Origin of the sequence: Legionella bozemanae (assembly GCF_900450575.1) — a bacterium.
GTDB classification, from domain to species: Bacteria; Pseudomonadota; Gammaproteobacteria; order Legionellales; family Legionellaceae; genus Legionella; species Legionella bozemanae.
Genome location: NZ_UGGY01000001.1, coordinates 332,752 through 349,836, shown reverse-complemented (window position 1 = coordinate 349,836; position 17,085 = coordinate 332,752). Strand labels below are relative to the sequence as shown.

Sequence of the window (17,085 nt, the reverse complement as noted above, 5' to 3'; positions counted from 1 at the left end):
AAGCAGCCTAGCTCCTGTTTCAATCAAACGAATATTCTCAGACATTAAAGAACATTGAATGAACAACAAGCTTCTCATGCTATTTATTGCCTCAGTCCTGCTTGTAGGTTGTAAACATGGAGTACTTTTTAAAAAATCACCAGTAAACAATCCTAGTGATGATGCTACAATTAAATTAGCAGAAGCAGCAGTATCTGTAAGCGATTCTATGCATGAAATGGCACGAGTCGAAAAAGTAATTTTACCACCCCCTGTAGATAACACACTCACGATACCTAATTCGTATAACTTACAAGCCAGAGCAAGTGTGGATTGGTCCGGTCCTATTGAAGAATTAACCGCTCGTATTGCCAAATCAGCTCACTTCAGGCTTCGTATTTTAGGAAAAGCACCGTCAATTCCGGTTTTAATTAGTCTTAACATTAAAGATGAAAGTTTAGCTGAAATCCTGCGTGATATTGATTACCAAGCTGGTAAAAAAGCCTATATTCACGTTTACCCTAACAGTCAGGTTGTAGAATTACGCTATGCCAAAATTTATTCGTAGCTTAATAGTTGTTGTATTGTCTGCTTTACTGCTTGCATGTCACTCATCAAAATATATGGGTGATACGAACTCATTGGCAGGGCTACAGGCTATGGCCAATGTGAATATAAAGGATAGAAATAAAAGGCAAAGAGGTAAAATTCGTCAAATTGCTTTGAAAGAAACTGCTTTAAGTCTCGGTGCTCAAGCAGGCCTGGCAAATCGAGCAAAAATTATTGATGAGCATCTTATAAGACAATCGCGCAGACTCGATGCCATTTATGATTTTAATTCTTTGATTCTAGAACATAACATTTTGCCCCCAGTGCTCTTGGAAGGTAGAAATACCCTCAATCTTGCTGATGCACAAACTATTCGTATTTCTGATCGTACTTATAAAGTTGCGAAACAGGCTCATTTTGTAACCACTCCTCCAACTTGGCGGCAATACTTATGGCTGGATTATGTACAACCGGAATATCCTCACTATACTCTGTTACCTAAAACCAAGGTAGAGAAAAAAATATGGTGCATTTATGTAGCAAAAGGCTGGAAAAATGGTATTGATCAAGCAAATACCATTCTGGAGGAAAACATAGCCCGAATTAAAGAAGATTTTGGCGGAATGATTCTTTATCGAAAATTATTAGCCATGAATATGATTTCTCCTCCTTATGTCTCTCATACAGACTTAGGCGTAACAGGTGACTCCTCAGAGATTCATATTGATGATAGAGTATTAAGAATTACTGCGTTACCCGCTCTGAATGTGAATAGTGAACAATGGCGGGCAGCGGTATCCAAGGATGAGAATGCTTTGGAACGGTTCAAAAACATGGAAAAATTGGCAAATCGTTCTAAAATTATAATAACAGATAAATCCTGGCAGCCTACAATTGCTCCAGTTAACGATAACAACAGAATTCGCCAATAGGAAGTATGAATAACAATTCTCATTTATGTTTAATGCCCGATGAGCCAACACGTTTTACTCCGCTTTTTATGGATAAAATGTTGGAGCATACTGAACGTTTAAATGCTTCTGACATTACCATCCAAACAGGCGAACCTATTTATGCAGAGGTCTATGGAAAACTATTACGGATTACCAACCGCCGCTTGTCTAATACAGAACTCGGTGATTTAATTAATGCGATATACGGACCTAACGCTACAACTCAGCTTCTTTCAGGTAAAGACATCGATACCCACTATGAATTCCGTCCTAACCGCGGTGTTAGATATCGCTATCGGGTCAATGGAACAGCATGCCTTGTAGAAGGGCATGATGCAATTCAGATTACTCTGAGAACGATTCCTACAACCCCTCCTAGACTCGAAACCATGAATTTACCTGATAATGTCCTTGAAGCAGTGGCACCTCAGGAAGGAATCGTCTTTATTACGGGTGCAACAGGTTCAGGTAAATCAACGTTACTGGCCTCAATTATTCGCGACTTAATCGAAACAGAGGATTCAAACCGTAAAGTATTGACCTATGAATCTCCTATTGAATTTGTTTATGATGAAATTGAAACAATATCCGCAGTAGTTAGCCAATCAGAAATTCCTCGCCACTTACCGAGTTTTGCTGATGGGGTGAGAAATGCCTTACGCCGCAAACCTCGTTTAATCATGGTAGGTGAGTGTAGGGATGCAGAAACAATTAGTGCTGCATTGGAAGCAGCGCTTACTGGGCACCCAGTGTATACAACCTTGCATACCTCAGGTGTGGCTGAAACCATGCGCCGTCTTGTAACCTCATTCTCTGGTGAAGAGCGCTTAGGAAGAACTATTGATATTTTAGAGACAATCAGATTGTGTATTTGGCAAAAACTTGTACCTACTGTAGATGAAAAAAGGGTAGCATTGAGAGAGTATTTAGTTTTTGATGAAGAGGTTCGAGATATTTTACTTGAAAGCGATCCTAATGATGTCACCTCTGCCACACGTAAATTAGTGCGACAAAAGGGCCAACTGATGACTTGGGATGCAAAAGCAAAGTTTGAACAAGGTATTATCAGCGAGCGGGTATACAAATTAATTATTGCTGGGGCCAAAGAATACCAGCAATAAACTCAAAATGTTTTTCGATCTGCTTTCCTTTGCGAAAATCGCATCCAATTTATATATATATCTTCTGTTCTTTATCGGTTCAGCGTTATTTTAGCTATAATTTTAAAAGAAGGTATGTTTTTTGTTGCCTCTTGGAAATTATATGAACGATTCTATAGTACTTTTAGATGCCTCATTGAGAGACGGGGGACACCGAACTAATTTCAATTTTGAAGACGCTCAATTAGAAAAAATTCTTGTATCTCTAGATAACTCAGGCATTGAATATATTGAAATTGGCTATCGCAATGGAACTTTAACACCTACCCAGGTCGGGAGAGCTGGATGGTGTGCCAAAGATTACCTACTTCTTTGTCGCTCTTTGATTCAAAAAGCAAAAATGGTAGTTATGGTTTTTCCAAATAATCTTACTCAAAACGATCTCATTGAATTAAAAAAATGCGGTGTCGATTTATTAAGACTATGCGTTGCTAAAAACGAACTTGCATCTGCCTTACCTAAAATAAAAATGGTAAAAAATGCAAACATGAATGTTTCAGTTAATTTCATGAATATCTCTTACTATACAGAAAATGAACTTGATGATTCAATCAAAACGATAAGCGAGTATGAGCCTGATATCATTTATTTCGCTGATTCAAATGGCAGTTTACTCCCTACGCGTGTCAAAGAAATTTATGAAAAATACATTAATAATTATCCTTTCCCATTTGGATTTCATGCCCATGATAATCTCGGCCTGGCACAAGCTAATGCCTTGGCAGCAATGAGCTCGGGAGTTCGCTTTATTGATGCATCTCTTGCTGGTATGGGCAAAGGTACTGGTAATTTAAAAACAGAGTTTTTTGTTGCCTATTTACATTCAATTCAATTAAAAAAATACAATTTGGATAGCGTTCTCGAGGCAGCAAATTTCGTTCGGAGCTCGTTAAAGATAGGTCAAGAGCCAATTGAAATGTCAGAATTTATCCGTGGAATTTCTGATCGTTCAATAGTAAATCATCAATCCAAAGAGTAACACAATAAATCGTAACATGCTGAGGACTACTTTGTTATTTTATCGATAGACTTTAAAGGCTGGGCTTAATAGACCCTAGCCGTTAAGCTGAGCGGATATTGTCATTCCAACACAGGCTCCATATTTGAAGTGCAACAGTTGTTGAGTCAAATGAAACACTAAATACTAAGTTGCCCATTCATTTAGGGCGAACTCATATTGATCGATTCTTCAGCAACTACAGATTTCAAAGTATCAGAAAATTTACTGCTGGGTTTATCTATATATGCTTTAGCTAAAGCTTTTAGGTCTGGATCCTCAGGGTTTTTCTCTAAAGCTTTTTCCAGCTGTTGGACTTTTTTACTTCTCATATCATCAGTAAACTCTTTGTAGCGTTGTTTTACTTCGTCTTTTGTTTGTTGATTCACATTCTCAAAACCGCCTTTGCGATTTGCTTCTTGGCACAGAAGGACTCCATGAATATTTGCGCGTGTATTTGCTACAGTACAATTATCATATTTTTGTCGTTTTTGCTCAATGTGATATATGGGCTCTTTTCCTTTAGTCACCTGATGAACTTGCTCCATGACTTGCGCATGTGAATGCCCCTGATCATGGCCGCTCATTACATTGTTTAGAAAATCGGGGGTAATATCCTTCTTGTCTACCTCATAGATTTGAGTTCCATGCTTTCCTCCAGATCCTTCCCCGCGGTTAGTAAATACCAAGTACGCCTTATCCGGGTTTCCTTCGACGGGCACAAAAGATAACCCCATGGCGTGTCCGTTGCAATTAATAGGGACACTGGTTACCTTTCCCGCTTGTATTCGTTCACACAGAGCATTCCCAGCTTCAGGACTGCCTTCAGGGGTACTATAGTCATACTTTGCCGCTTTATTTGCAAAAGCGAAGGCATCTGAAATTTGTTTGAAATCCCCCTTCTCTGGCTCCTTACTACGACTTTGACTGTAATCCTTTACCGTATCAGTCATCAATTGATATGTAGGTCCTACATGCGCGCGTTGAGAAGGAGTACCATCTACACTTATTATATTGATGCCAAGTACGAGGCCAAATTCTTTGACTGTATGCAATTTCTCGGGAGATGATGGACTATAACCTTCAGGAGGAGAAATTATTTGCTGCTGCAGTGCCTGTTGTCCCCGCTTACTATGTATTGCGATATCATATTCTTCTCGTGCCAGGGCGTCATACTCTGCCCCAGAATCGAGTAAAATCCTTGCCATAGAGAAATCTTGCTCTTGCAGCGCTTGAACTAATGGTGTCTGCCCTCGTGCATTTTTTGTACTATTTAGCGCAGTAGGAAGATCTTGATAACCGCAATCCCTAGCAAGATCGGTTAATTGAGCTTGTGGGTCAACCTGTGACTTTAAAATTGAATCGCGCATATTTTGCAAAAAAAGAAACAATTCTTGTATAAATCGTTCCTCATCCATTTTTGCTTTTTGCAAAACTTTAAGTTTGTCTTCAGCGGCTTGTGATTGGTTTGTTATTGTGCTTTTAGGAGCAGATAATTCAGGCATAATATGAATCGATCAAATGTTTATTTTAACTACAATTATACAACAATTTAGTATAATTTTCCTGTAAAAAAGATTGAGCATCAAAGTACTTTGTAGACAATGATGCTCTCTTCATAAATTACTTCCCTACAGAACCTAAAGGATTCCCCCCACCTTTCTTCTTACCCTTTCCCTTACCCTTAGAATCCCCCTCCTCCTTATCGCTGCTTGGTGTAGCATTACCTTCGGCAGAAACACTACCGCCACCACCACCTTTACCCAAAGCACCTTTAATCATGCCCACACCTTTAGCGCCATATCCGCCAAGAGTCTTATCAATTTGTCCTTGTGCAGTCTGTGTTTCTTTACCTGCTTCTTGAGTTTTACCCTTTACTTCCTCACCCCATTGTGACGTTTCTTGGCCTATGCTTTCAGGAGTACCGCCTATCCATCGTAACACTTTGTCCGGCAAATAAGAAATCAATGTAAATGCTTTTTGTATGATTACTAAATACAACGTAGTATAGGTCAATATAGAGAAGAAGAATGCATAAATTCCCGCCCAATCCGTATATCCGCCTGTACCAGAAGGTGAATCCGAACCACCATATGCCCAAACTCCACCAGCGAGTTTAGCACTATCTGTATTTTCCTGTTGGATAAATGCTATAGCCTGATCATATCCAGCATTTAAAACCCATACCCCCACATAGGATAATGCTATAGCAGCAATATAACCAATAATCATCATGGAAGGTCTGAGGAATACATTCACCAAGATCATGATCGCTGCTTCACCTTTACCAAAAGCCTCATGCCCTTCCGGATGCGTTACCCCTAATGCCACAATAGGCGCAGCAACCATTGCCTCGATTACCGAGATTAACCAACCCAAGGCGCCAAAAGTGAAAATCATATAGGGTAAGATTGGAATGTAATAAGCTGTAGTAAAACCTACGCTCACCATGACGCCTACCCATGCAATCACAAGCGGCATAGCCAAAGACATCATGGCAAAAATGAAGATACCAAATACGGGGATTAATGCGCTGGATACTGCCATATTCAACAAGAGCATCCATAAGTTACCGGCAAAATTGATGTACTCATTACCCATATTTGCCAAAGCAACTACAGGGTTTACCCCAGGCTGCGCGATAATTTGCAGACCCTGTTGAAAGATTGTCGCCATTCCTTGCAAAGGAATCATCAGGAATGCTAACACCACACTATTGATAATCTGGCCAAAGATATCAAGAAACAGGTTATATATGGTCACCAAGATAATATTATAAAATATATTGCCGAGTATTTGTCCCAGACAGATAGAGAAGAAAGGTTTGACTTCGCCGCAAGAGAAGTTTTGTCTTTCTAATCGATATAACGAGGTACTCACACTAAAATTAATTGAGTTAGCAAAAGTCAATGGCTTAACTCCTGGTTGACCAGGGGTTGACATCATGAGTGAATTGTTAAGAAAACCCCACACTGTAGATGAGGCTGCGCCACTTTGCACCTTTAGCTCTTTCGCCTGCTTTGGTGGATTCTTAGTATCTGATGTAATTAATGACTGTACTTGCAGTACCTGGGTATTATCTTGGCCAAACCATTTACATAATTGAGTAAAGTCTTTATTTTGATCGGTCATATTTCCTTTATCGCAGGTCATGGTTTTACCGTCGCTGCTAGGTACAAATGGGCTCGTTATTGCCGAAGGATCAAACTTACTTGTATCCAATCCAGTGTCTGAATCCGTTTGGCTCGCATTGTCAATTGTACCAGATGAGCCCTGAATCGCTACCAAGTTAAAGAAGTAAGCACCAGCCATAATCCATCCCTGGCTCGTAGCTTTATTGATAAAGTCAGTGGATTTCTCCATATCTTTTGCATTCTTGATTAGACGCGATAGATTAACTGTTGGCATCATAATCCCATTATAATCATTAATTGCGTTAGTTAACTCGTTACCATTAAACAATGTCCCCCCAACAGCAGATCCCGGCACAGGTCCCCAACTCATACATAAACTTCCCTCATTATCCTTACTGTTAGCAATGTCTTTATTATAAGTACTACAAATCGTTCCGTCTTGTTTATAAGGCACACCAAATTGTTGCGTCGCAACTGGAGTATAAGGTTTTGTCTCGGAATTACTCGTTGTTGACATTTGCGGATCATTACCCACTATGGTTCGAGCTACTGTAGACAAATCCATATACATTTGCTGGACGGCAATCGCTCGCGACATCTGGGTTGCGGCAATCTCTGCAGGAGTGAGCGTATTATTTCCGAGTGTCACATTATTTCCCGCGGTAGGATCCGTAGGCAGCAAACTTTTTCCCGATGAATCCGTAAAAGCTGATCCCTGTGAACTCGTAATGCTCTTCCAATGAATGGAACCACATATCCCGTTCAGAAAATAATAAGGTGAAGATGAATCCTCAAAATGAGGCATCTCAACAGTCCAGTCACTGTTCCCCGGGGCCTTACTCTGAACAGAAATTGCGTTTACAGTGCTAAGAAAATCAGGAACCGTATTTTGGCAAAACTTAGCTATTGGAGAGCTAGTATCCCCCGCTTTAGAGGCTTTATAACAATCTCCTGATTGTTTTTGCTGAGCATCAAGAAGGCTCTGACGGAGATTGGTCAATTGTGTCTGTAAGCCCAACATACATACTTGGCCGGAAAGTATATTAATCGCACCTTTTGTAATACCACCTATTCCCGAGTTATCATCGCCAGTCACAAGTGCTTGGGCTGGATTTATCTGTTGTGCTTGAATAATAACCCCGCCACGGTTCAAATAACTTAACGCGGCATCCCATACCTTATCTGCTGCCCCGACACCTTGAACCACAACCCACATGACAAAAATTTGCATCAAGCAATAGCCGGAAGCCTTGGGAATCAATAAAGCCAAACCTACTGTAGAGCGAATTGGAATCCAAATAGAAGACCACTTTTGTCCAAGCATTTGCCCTTCATGGGCAGTATTCATAGTAGATACCAGGAGGGTATACATAATAATAATACCCCCCAGCGCCAAAACTGCAGCATTAAATACGGCAAACATACTGCCCATGATTTGGCTGCCTGTCCCGCTTAAAACACCATCTACAACCCCGAATAAATTGCCAAGGAATACTACCGAATAATCACTAGCAGGAGGAGCAAAACTTAAAGAGCTGGAATTATCTGCTAAAACTAAACCAGGACATACAAGGAGAAGCAGAGTTACTATCAACTTATTCATTTCTTTTCTCCCAACAACCCCTGCCTATACCATTCATTAAAAGTACACCCGAGCTTACGGTTTTTAATTTGATAGTACCAAAAGTGGTAACGGAAGGCTAAAACCAGCGCAATCAACGTGACAATGAGGCTCACAAGAAACGCTTTTATTGAACCAAAAAAAAGCTGATATCCGGCATATCCCAAAATCAAAAGAGCAGCTAACACCATAATAATACTCAATCGAAATAAAGATTTTTGTTTTATAAGTAAACTTTCGTCGCTAAGATTAAATAACTGAACTGCTTCGTTGAAGGATTCACCTTCAACTTTTTTCTGTGGTACAAATAAACGTTTAAAACCATTTCCTAAATACATAGTAAATGCTTTCATCCGTTCCCAATCAAACCACCTACGAACATTAATAATTCTCGAAACTAATCTAACTATTCGCGACTGCTTTTTCATATTTTTTACTTCTTTCTTTTATCTTTCATAATATACTATAGTAGTAAGTAATGATTTCGTCCATCTGCTGAAATACAGTAAAGAAAGAGTAAAATATGCCTGATCTAAGCCACGAAGCGTCCGCCCAATACTGGTTTGAATATATTGATCCTATGATCTATAGAGTAATTACTTTTATGGAAAGTGTAGAAGATTGGACTCTGGATGGAAATCCTGAGTTTGAGCAAGCCATGGAGCAGTTAGGCAAAGAACTTGATGACATAGAAAAAATAGACATGAGCCTTTTAGCTGAAGAAGAAAAATTTATTCGCATTGTAGGAAATATCAAATCTGGCCGGGGACTTCGATTGCTGCAAGCAATCGATACAGTTCACCCTGGCAGTGCTTCACGTGTTTTAATTCATGCCGAGGAAACAAGCACTGGAAGCCATGATCCTGCTGGAGTTTTTCTCAAACGAAACATTGTATTTGAACGTTTAAGATTGTTGTCGCGAGTTTTTTGCCAGTATCGTCTAAAACTTGTTTTACGTGCACTTGAAGGGGAAGAATAAATGAAATTAGCATCTAAACTTATGTTGCTGAATGTGCTTTATTTTGCTGCATTTTCTGCTACAGCACAGGATTCAACAACCTCAACTGATCAGTATTATCAAAACCAAACATCAGAAAATACGAAAAAACTATTACAGTATTTTCAAAATTTTGGTCAATACTTGGGTTTTCAAGTACAGAAAGCTCCTACAGAAGACAATACAGATTTTACAGTGAGCTATAAACTCATTAATTTAACAACCTCTCAACTAGCACAAGCCTATCAGTTTTATACTTTATTAGGCTCGATTCCAGTGAATACTTTTAGTGGGCAAGGTCAACAATCTGGGGCAGGAACAACAAATACAGGAAATCCTTTTGCTCAGTTTCTGCCGACTGATAGTGCGAATACATCACAATATAATCCCAGTGCAACGGTCATTAATCCTCTGGCTAATCTTGCTTTTCCAAATTACGCGTCAACATCATCTACCGGAGTGAGTGTGACTCCGTTGATAGACCAACAAACTTTTCAACAGGACCCAGTAAGTCAAGCGGTATTAAATATTTTGGCAACCCCTGATTATACGTACTGCATGGATCCGACTAATAGTACCCCAACCTTTGTTTCTGGTTGCCAATTGATTTATAACACCTTGGTACCCTTGAACGTTGTAGGGGAAATTCCCTCGGCGACCACTTTTTTTGACCCTAAATACCTGCAACAATTTTTAAATCAACTTAATAGCAACGCTTTAACTGGTCCCTTAATGTATTCAACGCAAGACCTTGGAACCAATCAGCAACAACAAGGCGACATAGCAAAAAATGGACTAAACGCACAAAATCAAGAACAACTTGCAGCAAATTTTATTCGTTATGTTAGTGGTAGTATACTTCCTATAAGCTTACCGCAATGGAACGATTATGACTACTGGTATAAGCAAACCCTTGGTGGGAATCAACCTTCCAGTAAGCCATCAACAAAACAAATGCAAGCGCAGCAAACTCTTGCTAAATATCTTGCAAGCTTACGTACCTATGCAGCGCAAACCTCTGTAGGAATCAGCAACCTTTATTTTATCATGTCAAAAAGAATGCCGCAGACTAATCCATCAAGCGGGCAGACTGGAAGTAGTTCTGGCCCAACAAGTCAGGCCTTAACAGAGTTTAATATGGCAACTTGGAGATTGTATAATACTACAAGTTCTGGCGGTGCAAGTGCTACTGCCGCGGCGGCTAGCGGCACAGGTGGTACTGGCGAGCCTGGGAATACCCCATGGATTAACAGCCTTAATAATGCACCGCCTGCCACTGTAGAAAAAGAAATTGCTATATTACTTGCTGAGATTAATTACCAACTTTATTTAGATCGTCAAGTCCATGAACGCCTGCTTATGACAAATAGCCTCTTGTTATTACAAAGTGTTCGTACGGGCGCTCCTAATGCTGATGCGCTAAGCCCCGGAGCACAACCATCGCAATAGTCTTCGTTAAAATACGGGGTGAAAGAAATTCTTTCACCCCCCTATAAAACTCAAGGTTCAAACACATCACTTCATCATTAACATATTCCGTTAGGGTTGCCCACTTAAACCAAACTACAATTTTTTATAAAAAAGTCCTAACAAATTTTAAAAAATGGGGTTTATGATGTCACGCATAAAAGGCCTACTGATAACGGATAAGGCATCTTAAGTAATTTCGTTGAAATAATCAGTTAAATGTTGATGACATTTGGGTCAAAGTAATTTAGATTGACGCATTTAACTGCTCATTTTCCTATGTCCAAAACTATTATTTTTCAAAAATCGTTCTTAGTCTCCGGCATCATGTGTTTTGATGGTTGTGGTAACTCAATGCAACGCCTTCTTCATACGTGTATCAATGATTGTATTGAAAAAAAGATTCTTCCTGCAGACGCACGACTTATTGTAGATGCTGAACCTAGTGGTTTAGGGATTCATCGCTTCACTATTTCCATTGAAAGTGAGGAAAATAATTTTATTCGTATCACAAATTTTGATTCCGTCGTCTTTGAAAAGATTAAGAGTGATATTTATTTTGACATCATTGATGAGCAGCAAGAGGAAGGGAATAAACCAAATGACAAAAAGAATTGGATTAATATCCTTATCAACCTACTGTGCATGGGCGTCGTACTTACTTTAACACTTATATTTCCTCCATCAATAATTCTAACCATTGGCTTGACCGCCCTTTCTTTTTTTTCAACTGCGTTTACTGCTCGAGAATACCTAGTTGCTTTTTGGCATAACTTTCGCACTAAAAATTTTGCCAATATGGCAACAACTATTACCCTGGGCTGGTTTTTATCCATGGCTCACACTCTTTTTCATGCCATTAGCATGCCGTTGGCAAGCAGTTTTTCCATGATTTTTATGAACTTTATGATGCCAGCGATGTTGATTGCTTGCATCAATAGCATGGATGAGATTAAACGTCTTGTTATTGAAAAATCTAAAAAAATTCAATTGAAAGGAATTAAAACATTATTTCCTCAAATGTCAGAATCGTATCATTGTTATCAGCTCACTCAACTTGAACTCCAGCTCTTATCGAAAGAAATGAACCTCCTAGTTTCATCTAAGAAACAAAACCCTTCAGAAACGGATTCACAATTGCATAATGAAGAAGAGGAATGCCGATTATTTATTCAAAAAATATTAGAGACCAAAGAAATAAGTGAAGAAAAAAGAAATCTTTTAAGAGAAGGAATGCTAATTGAAGTTAACGCTGGCGAATGTTTTCCAGTGGATTGTATTTTAATTCAAGGCAACACAGTAATTGATGCGTCGCTTCTGACTGGTGAACCGCACCAAACAAAACAACTATGGCAGCATATTCCTTCAGGCGCTATTAATCTTGGAAAAAAGGTTATTGTGTACGCTGAGAAAAACTCATATAACAGCACGGTTAATACCCTGCTCTTTCGCTCAAACCGGGCTAAAGAATCACTCACTACTAAAGAAGAAACTCCCAAATTTGCTTATCTATATACAGGGCTTATTATCATTGGTCTTTTGGCGGCCATTTTTACTCCAATCGGATTAGGAATAGCGACTATCCCTTTAGTAATACAAAACATCATTGGTATTTTGTTTTCTGTATGTCCTTGTACGATTGCGATTGCTCATCAATTACCACAGCTCATCAGCATCCATCATCGTAATAATAAAGGCATCCAATTACGTGATGACAGTTTAATTACACCGCAATCTGATAAAATCCATACGGTAGTTTTTGATAAAACAGGAACATTAACGACGGGAAATTCCATTGTTGAATCATCCAACATTTCTATAAAAAATCGGGCATTATGGCAAAGAATCTATTTATTGGAAAAAGCTTATGGCAGAGAGCATCCTCTTGCAAAAGCAATTCAAAAATACTATGAAGCTACTATTAATAATCCACTTCTTTTTGATGAAATAAGCGAATGTACGACAGATCATAAAAACCGAGGGCTCTCGGCGCGAGTGCAAGGGAGAACAATCCGAATTGGAAGCGTTGATTACTTAAGAGAAAGTGGTATTACTCCCCCTGTACCTGAAAAATCAAAAATCGAACAAGGCTTTTCAGCTGTCTGTGTAGCAGAAGATGGCGCCTGTAAAGGGGTCATCTACGTGAAACATGAAGTACGAAAAGGGGTCATCGAGGCACTTACCCGGTTAAGAGATGAAGGTAAAAAAATTATCATGCTAACTGGAGATAACCTTTTATCAGCCCAAGGCTTTAATAAACAAATGGGCTCTCTTTTTAGTGACAAAGATATTCATGCAGGACAAACTCCAAAAGATAAAGAGAAATTTTTAGAAGATATAATGAGTAAAAAAGGAGTGAATCCTAAAGGGGTATGGTTTGTCGGAGATGGTTTAAATGATGCGCCTTGTTGTCGGATTGTCTCTGAAAAAGGAGGGGTTAGCTGCGCCATGGACTCCCATGATAAATCAGCATTTTTTACTGATATTACTTTAAATGGTTCATTAGATTATATGTTTGAACACAATAAATTAAATCACTCTCTCCAGCAAAATATAACCCAAAACAAAGGAATACTCATTTATAGTACCATCGCTTTTCTTGCTTTTATCATTAGCTTTTCTATAGCGGGTGTTGCTGTTTCGCCATTAATTCCAATGGGAGTTATGCTATCAACAACACTTTTTGTTTTATTTAATTCTTATCGAACTCAACTCAATATTGACGCCGCTTTAGATAAAGAAATTTCATGGCCTAAAAAACTATTAAGCTCCAATCTTTCAATTGGATTATTATTAACAGCAAGCACCCTGCTCATCAGTAGCGCTTTAGTAGCAACCATTGCAACAGGAGGATTAGCCTTACCACTTATAGCATTTACAACGGGAGCAGCTATAGGATTTAGCAGCGCATGTACTTTATCGGCTCTCAGCCTGATTGGTGTGTTCCTTGGTATCTTATCCACTTCTTTACTGTCTGGACCATGTACCCAAGATGCAAGTGAATGCCATCCAAGCAGTAGTTCAATAGATGCTCTTGATTTGCCGGAGCCAGTTGATATAACAGCCAGGGAGAAAACGAATGATTTTTTTCTCAGCAGAACATATAAAAGTCAGGAAACAACACGACAGGCAAGTGAACCTATTTTGGATAGGGAGAGTTTTTCAAACTCTTGTTTGTAAAACAAGTCCAGTAGCAGGGATAATCCGTTCGTTAACAAATAAAACATGGGTATCACCTGCTCATCGCAGCTATTTTTCGTTTTGCTTTGATTAAAGGATAAAGAAAGTTCATTCATCGACTCGCTTGCGTCCTTTCATTTGTTTTTTGAAGCGCCAATAGTCTACAATGCTGTTCGGTTTATCTATTATGATAAACCACACTTCTACATGGAAAAATAGAGTCTAACTAGAAAGGAATAATAACAATGGAAAAAATGAAGCTTTTCATGCTGCTGTATTTCATGATGATCACCTCCAGTTATTGCAGTGATCGTTATTTTCTCTGTGGTCCCGACGAAGATGGTTGCTTTCCAGATATCTACCAATACTGCGTGTGCATTCCCTATAATGACTGGGAGGCCAATAGTCCCTATTGCTTGGATTTCGATAAATTTACTTGCATCCCTTTATCCCAAACAATGCATTGCGACCCAGGCTTAATCTTTAAAAATCAAGGAGAATGTCTTGCAACGATATTTCAGAGTGAACCTAGGCCGCCTTGCAAGATAACTACCCATCAATTTTGTATTGAAAACCATACGCCTATTTGTGATAAGATGGGACAACCCAAATCATGCCATTAATATCATTTATCATATAACGATATAGTTCAGGTGAAGCGCAGTAGGACCCGTTTTTTTCTCTACGGTCTGCTTCTGCTATTGATTTTAAATACCGTTTTACCAGGTAACGTCCCTAAATACCAATTATTGTAATTAGAGCATTCTGGACATGGGTTGTGCCTTCACAAGGTATACATCATATGAAATTCTCAGTTGAGTTATTTAAAATAATAGATAACTTGTCCATCACTTCATCAACAGAAATCATTTGCATGGGTTCGTCACCATGTACATGCTGTCCCCAAACATCTTCAATACATTTGCTGCCAAGAATTTTTTCTGCAGCTTCAGGATAATGATTTACAACCAAATGTTGAAAAAGATAAGGGCCAGAAATAAGAGGGTTAGTCACCGCGTGTAAGGCAACAACCGGGGTGTTTACTGCAGCAGACATATGCGAAGGACCCGTATCCGGGCAAAGAACTACGGTGGCTTTGCTGATAAGAGCCAATAATTGTTTGGGTTTGGTTTTACCAACAAGATTAATTGCAGTAGGAATTACTTGCATAATCTGTTCTGCCAAATGTTTATCAAAATCAATCGGTCCCCCCGTAATGATTACCTGCACATTCCATTGTTTTTGTGCTTTTTGCAAGACATCAATATAACGGGCAACAGGCCAACTACGTTCAGGTTTACTTGCCGCTGGATTAACTACCAAAATTGGACCTTGCTTTGGTAACTGTTGCTCCGCCCATGCATAATCTGCAGAAGAAATAGGTAAATCCCAGCGAATGACACGTTCCTTTATTCCTAAGGCTTGCGCAAATTTCAAAAAACCATCCAAGGTATGCTCTAAACCTGGAGTAATTCGTTCATTAACAAATAAGCCATGTGCATCATTTGCTCGATGGTCATCGTAACCTATTTTTCTTTTTGCTTTGATTAGGGGATAAAGTAAATTCGTTCTGAGACTTGCTTGCGGCGCCAATAATACATCAAAGGTACGTCCTTTCATTTGTTTTTTAAAACGCCAATAGTCTACAATACTGTTCGGTTTATCAATTAAAATGAATTCCACTCCATCCATCCCTTCTACCAAATCAAAAGCAGGCCTGGAAATAATCCAAGTCAACTTAGCTTGGGGCAGATTGGCTTGTAAGGTTCTAATGAGTGGTACAGCCATTAGAACATCACCTAATGCAGATAAACGTACAATACAAATGGATTTAATCATTCTGTAAAACAAACCGTGAACCGCAATAAGGACACACTTCTACTCCGGTTTTTTCAATAGGTAAATAAACCTTGGGATGAGCATTCCATAAAACCATATCATTTGTCGGACAGCTCAGAGGTAATTCATTACGGTGTACTACATAATTTTTTTTTGTACTCGCTGGTTCTTTTTTTTTGGCTTTTAACATGATGTTCCTTTAAATCTCATTTAATAGGATTATCTAATATTTCCTCAATTTTCGCTAGAATCTCATCGCGAAAAGCCCCATTTTGTGGCTCATAATATAAAGCTGCTCCCCAATGCCTGAGCCAAGTTAATTGGCGTTTCGCCAATTGCCGGGTAGCAGCAATCCCTTTGTCGCGCAGTGTAGAATAATCATAATCGCCTTGAAGATATTCAAGAGCTTGCCTATACCCCACGCAACGCATGGAAGGTACGCTTATGGTTAAATGCCATTTTTGTTGTAACTGTTTTACTTCTTCAATAAGACCTTCAGTTAACATATGATCAAAACGTTGTGCAATGCGTTCGTGCAACCACGCTCTTTGTTCTGGAAAAAGAATAAAATTCACAAAATGATAATCCGGCTTTTCCTTATGTTGCTCAAGAAATGCAGACAGAGTTTTACCAGTCACATAATATACTTCTAATGCACGTTGAATTCGTTGTGCATCATGAGCATGAATTCGTACAGCAGATTCGGGATCAATTTGTACCAGTTTTTGATGAAGAATAGACCAACCCAATAAAGCTGCCTCATCTTCCAATTGCTGACGTATCACCGGATTCGCCTCAGGCAAAACAGATAAGCCTTTTTGTAATGCACTAAAATACATCATTGTTCCCCCGACAAGCAAAGGGATTTTGCCTTTTTTGAAGATCGCATCACACAAAGATAAAGCATCGGTACAAAATTGAGCGGCAGAATAAGACTCACTAGGATCCTTGATATCAATTAAGTGATGTGGCGCTATGTACAGCTCCTGAGGAGTTGGTTTTGCAGTTCCTATATTCATATCACGATAAATCATTGCAGAATCAACACTAATAATTTCAAAAGGATATCGTGCTACTAATTCACAAGCTAAAGCCGTTTTTCCGGAGGCAGTTGGTCCCATCAAACAAAAAATTAATTTAACCATTCATTATCTCAATTAAAAACAAGTCTTCCTTTCATGTAGCCTGGGTGCAGCGCAGTGAAACCCG

General features: G+C 39.1%; 14 protein-coding genes. 8 read left to right on the top strand and 6 right to left on the bottom strand.

The window, feature by feature from the left end; genetic code table 11:
- Window positions 1-58 precede the first annotated feature (58 nt).
- The 4 genes from dotD to DY223_RS01605 all read left to right on the top strand — a co-directional run bounded on the left by dotD (window position 59) and on the right by DY223_RS01605 (window position 3,620).
- Complete coding sequence (gene dotD, locus DY223_RS01620) at window positions 59-547, top strand: type IVB secretion system lipoprotein DotD (RefSeq protein ID WP_058458007.1); 489 nt, start codon at window positions 59-61, stop codon at window positions 545-547.
- Complete coding sequence (locus DY223_RS01615; protein ID WP_058458006.1) at window positions 528-1,460, top strand: type IV secretion system DotC family protein; 933 nt, start codon at window positions 528-530, stop codon at window positions 1,458-1,460. Before dotD ends, DY223_RS01615 begins: the two co-directional genes overlap by 20 nt.
- Before the next feature lie 32 nt (window positions 1,461-1,492).
- Window positions 1,493-2,602 carry a Dot/Icm type IV secretion system ATPase DotB gene (gene dotB / locus DY223_RS01610; protein ID WP_374930657.1) on the top strand — a complete coding sequence of 370 codons (1,110 nt, stop codon included), beginning with the start codon at window positions 1,493-1,495 and terminating at the stop codon, window positions 2,600-2,602.
- Between the two features lie 142 nt (window positions 2,603-2,744).
- Window positions 2,745-3,620, top strand: a complete 876-nt coding sequence (locus DY223_RS01605; protein WP_058458004.1) for a beta/alpha barrel domain-containing protein — start codon at window positions 2,745-2,747, stop codon at window positions 3,618-3,620.
- 182 nt (window positions 3,621-3,802) lie between these two features.
- On the opposite strand, the gene ankD is transcribed toward DY223_RS01605, so the two are convergent.
- From ankD to icmV, 3 genes are all read right to left on the bottom strand, one after another.
- Complete coding sequence (gene ankD / locus DY223_RS01600; protein WP_058458003.1) at window positions 3,803-5,143, bottom strand: Dot/Icm T4SS effector AnkD/LegA15; 1,341 nt, start codon at window positions 5,141-5,143, stop codon at window positions 3,803-3,805.
- Window positions 5,144-5,261: 118 nt separating this feature from the next.
- On the bottom strand, window positions 5,262-8,375 hold the full coding sequence (dotA, locus tag DY223_RS01595; protein WP_058458002.1) for a type IVB secretion system protein DotA: 3,114 nt from the start codon (window positions 8,373-8,375) through the stop codon (window positions 5,262-5,264).
- Window positions 8,372-8,821 carry a type IVB secretion system protein IcmV gene (gene icmV, locus DY223_RS01590; protein ID WP_058458001.1) on the bottom strand — a complete coding sequence of 150 codons (450 nt, stop codon included), beginning with the start codon at window positions 8,819-8,821 and terminating at the stop codon, window positions 8,372-8,374. The genes dotA and icmV overlap by 4 nt, the downstream gene beginning before the upstream one ends.
- A gap of 95 nt (window positions 8,822-8,916) precedes the next feature.
- Here icmV and icmW point away from each other — a divergent pair, with 95 nt between their 5' ends.
- The 4 genes from icmW to DY223_RS01570 all read left to right on the top strand — a co-directional run bounded on the left by icmW (window position 8,917) and on the right by DY223_RS01570 (window position 14,660).
- Window positions 8,917-9,372, top strand: a complete 456-nt coding sequence (gene icmW, locus DY223_RS01585; protein ID WP_058458000.1) for a type IVB secretion system protein IcmW — start codon at window positions 8,917-8,919, stop codon at window positions 9,370-9,372.
- Window positions 9,373-10,839: a type IVB secretion system protein IcmX gene (icmX, locus tag DY223_RS01580; RefSeq protein ID WP_058457999.1), complete on the top strand. Its 1,467-nt coding sequence runs from the start codon at window positions 9,373-9,375 to the stop codon at window positions 10,837-10,839.
- Window positions 10,840-11,136: 297 nt separating this feature from the next.
- Entirely contained in the window at window positions 11,137-14,037 is a 2,901-nt protein-coding gene (locus DY223_RS01575; protein WP_082642390.1) for an HAD-IC family P-type ATPase, read from the top strand.
- Window positions 14,038-14,282: 245 nt separating this feature from the next.
- Window positions 14,283-14,660, top strand: a complete 378-nt coding sequence (locus tag DY223_RS01570) for a hypothetical protein (protein ID WP_058457997.1) — start codon at window positions 14,283-14,285, stop codon at window positions 14,658-14,660.
- 175 nt (window positions 14,661-14,835) lie between these two features.
- Here the strand turns inward: DY223_RS01570 and DY223_RS01565 are convergent, their stop codons facing one another.
- From DY223_RS01565 to miaA, 3 genes are read right to left on the bottom strand one after another with little or no spacing between them, the layout of a single operon-like run.
- The gene (locus DY223_RS01565) at window positions 14,836-15,876 is read right to left on the bottom strand and encodes a glycosyltransferase family 9 protein (protein ID WP_058457996.1); all 1,041 of its coding nucleotides are present in this window, start codon (window positions 15,874-15,876) and stop codon (window positions 14,836-14,838) included.
- Complete coding sequence (locus DY223_RS01560; RefSeq protein ID WP_058457995.1) at window positions 15,869-16,066, bottom strand: zinc-finger domain-containing protein; 198 nt, start codon at window positions 16,064-16,066, stop codon at window positions 15,869-15,871. Before DY223_RS01560 ends, DY223_RS01565 begins: the two co-directional genes overlap by 8 nt.
- Before the next feature lie 16 nt (window positions 16,067-16,082).
- Window positions 16,083-17,021, bottom strand: a complete 939-nt coding sequence (miaA, locus tag DY223_RS01555; protein ID WP_058457994.1) for a tRNA (adenosine(37)-N6)-dimethylallyltransferase MiaA — start codon at window positions 17,019-17,021, stop codon at window positions 16,083-16,085.
- Between the last annotated feature and the right edge of the window lie 64 nt (window positions 17,022-17,085).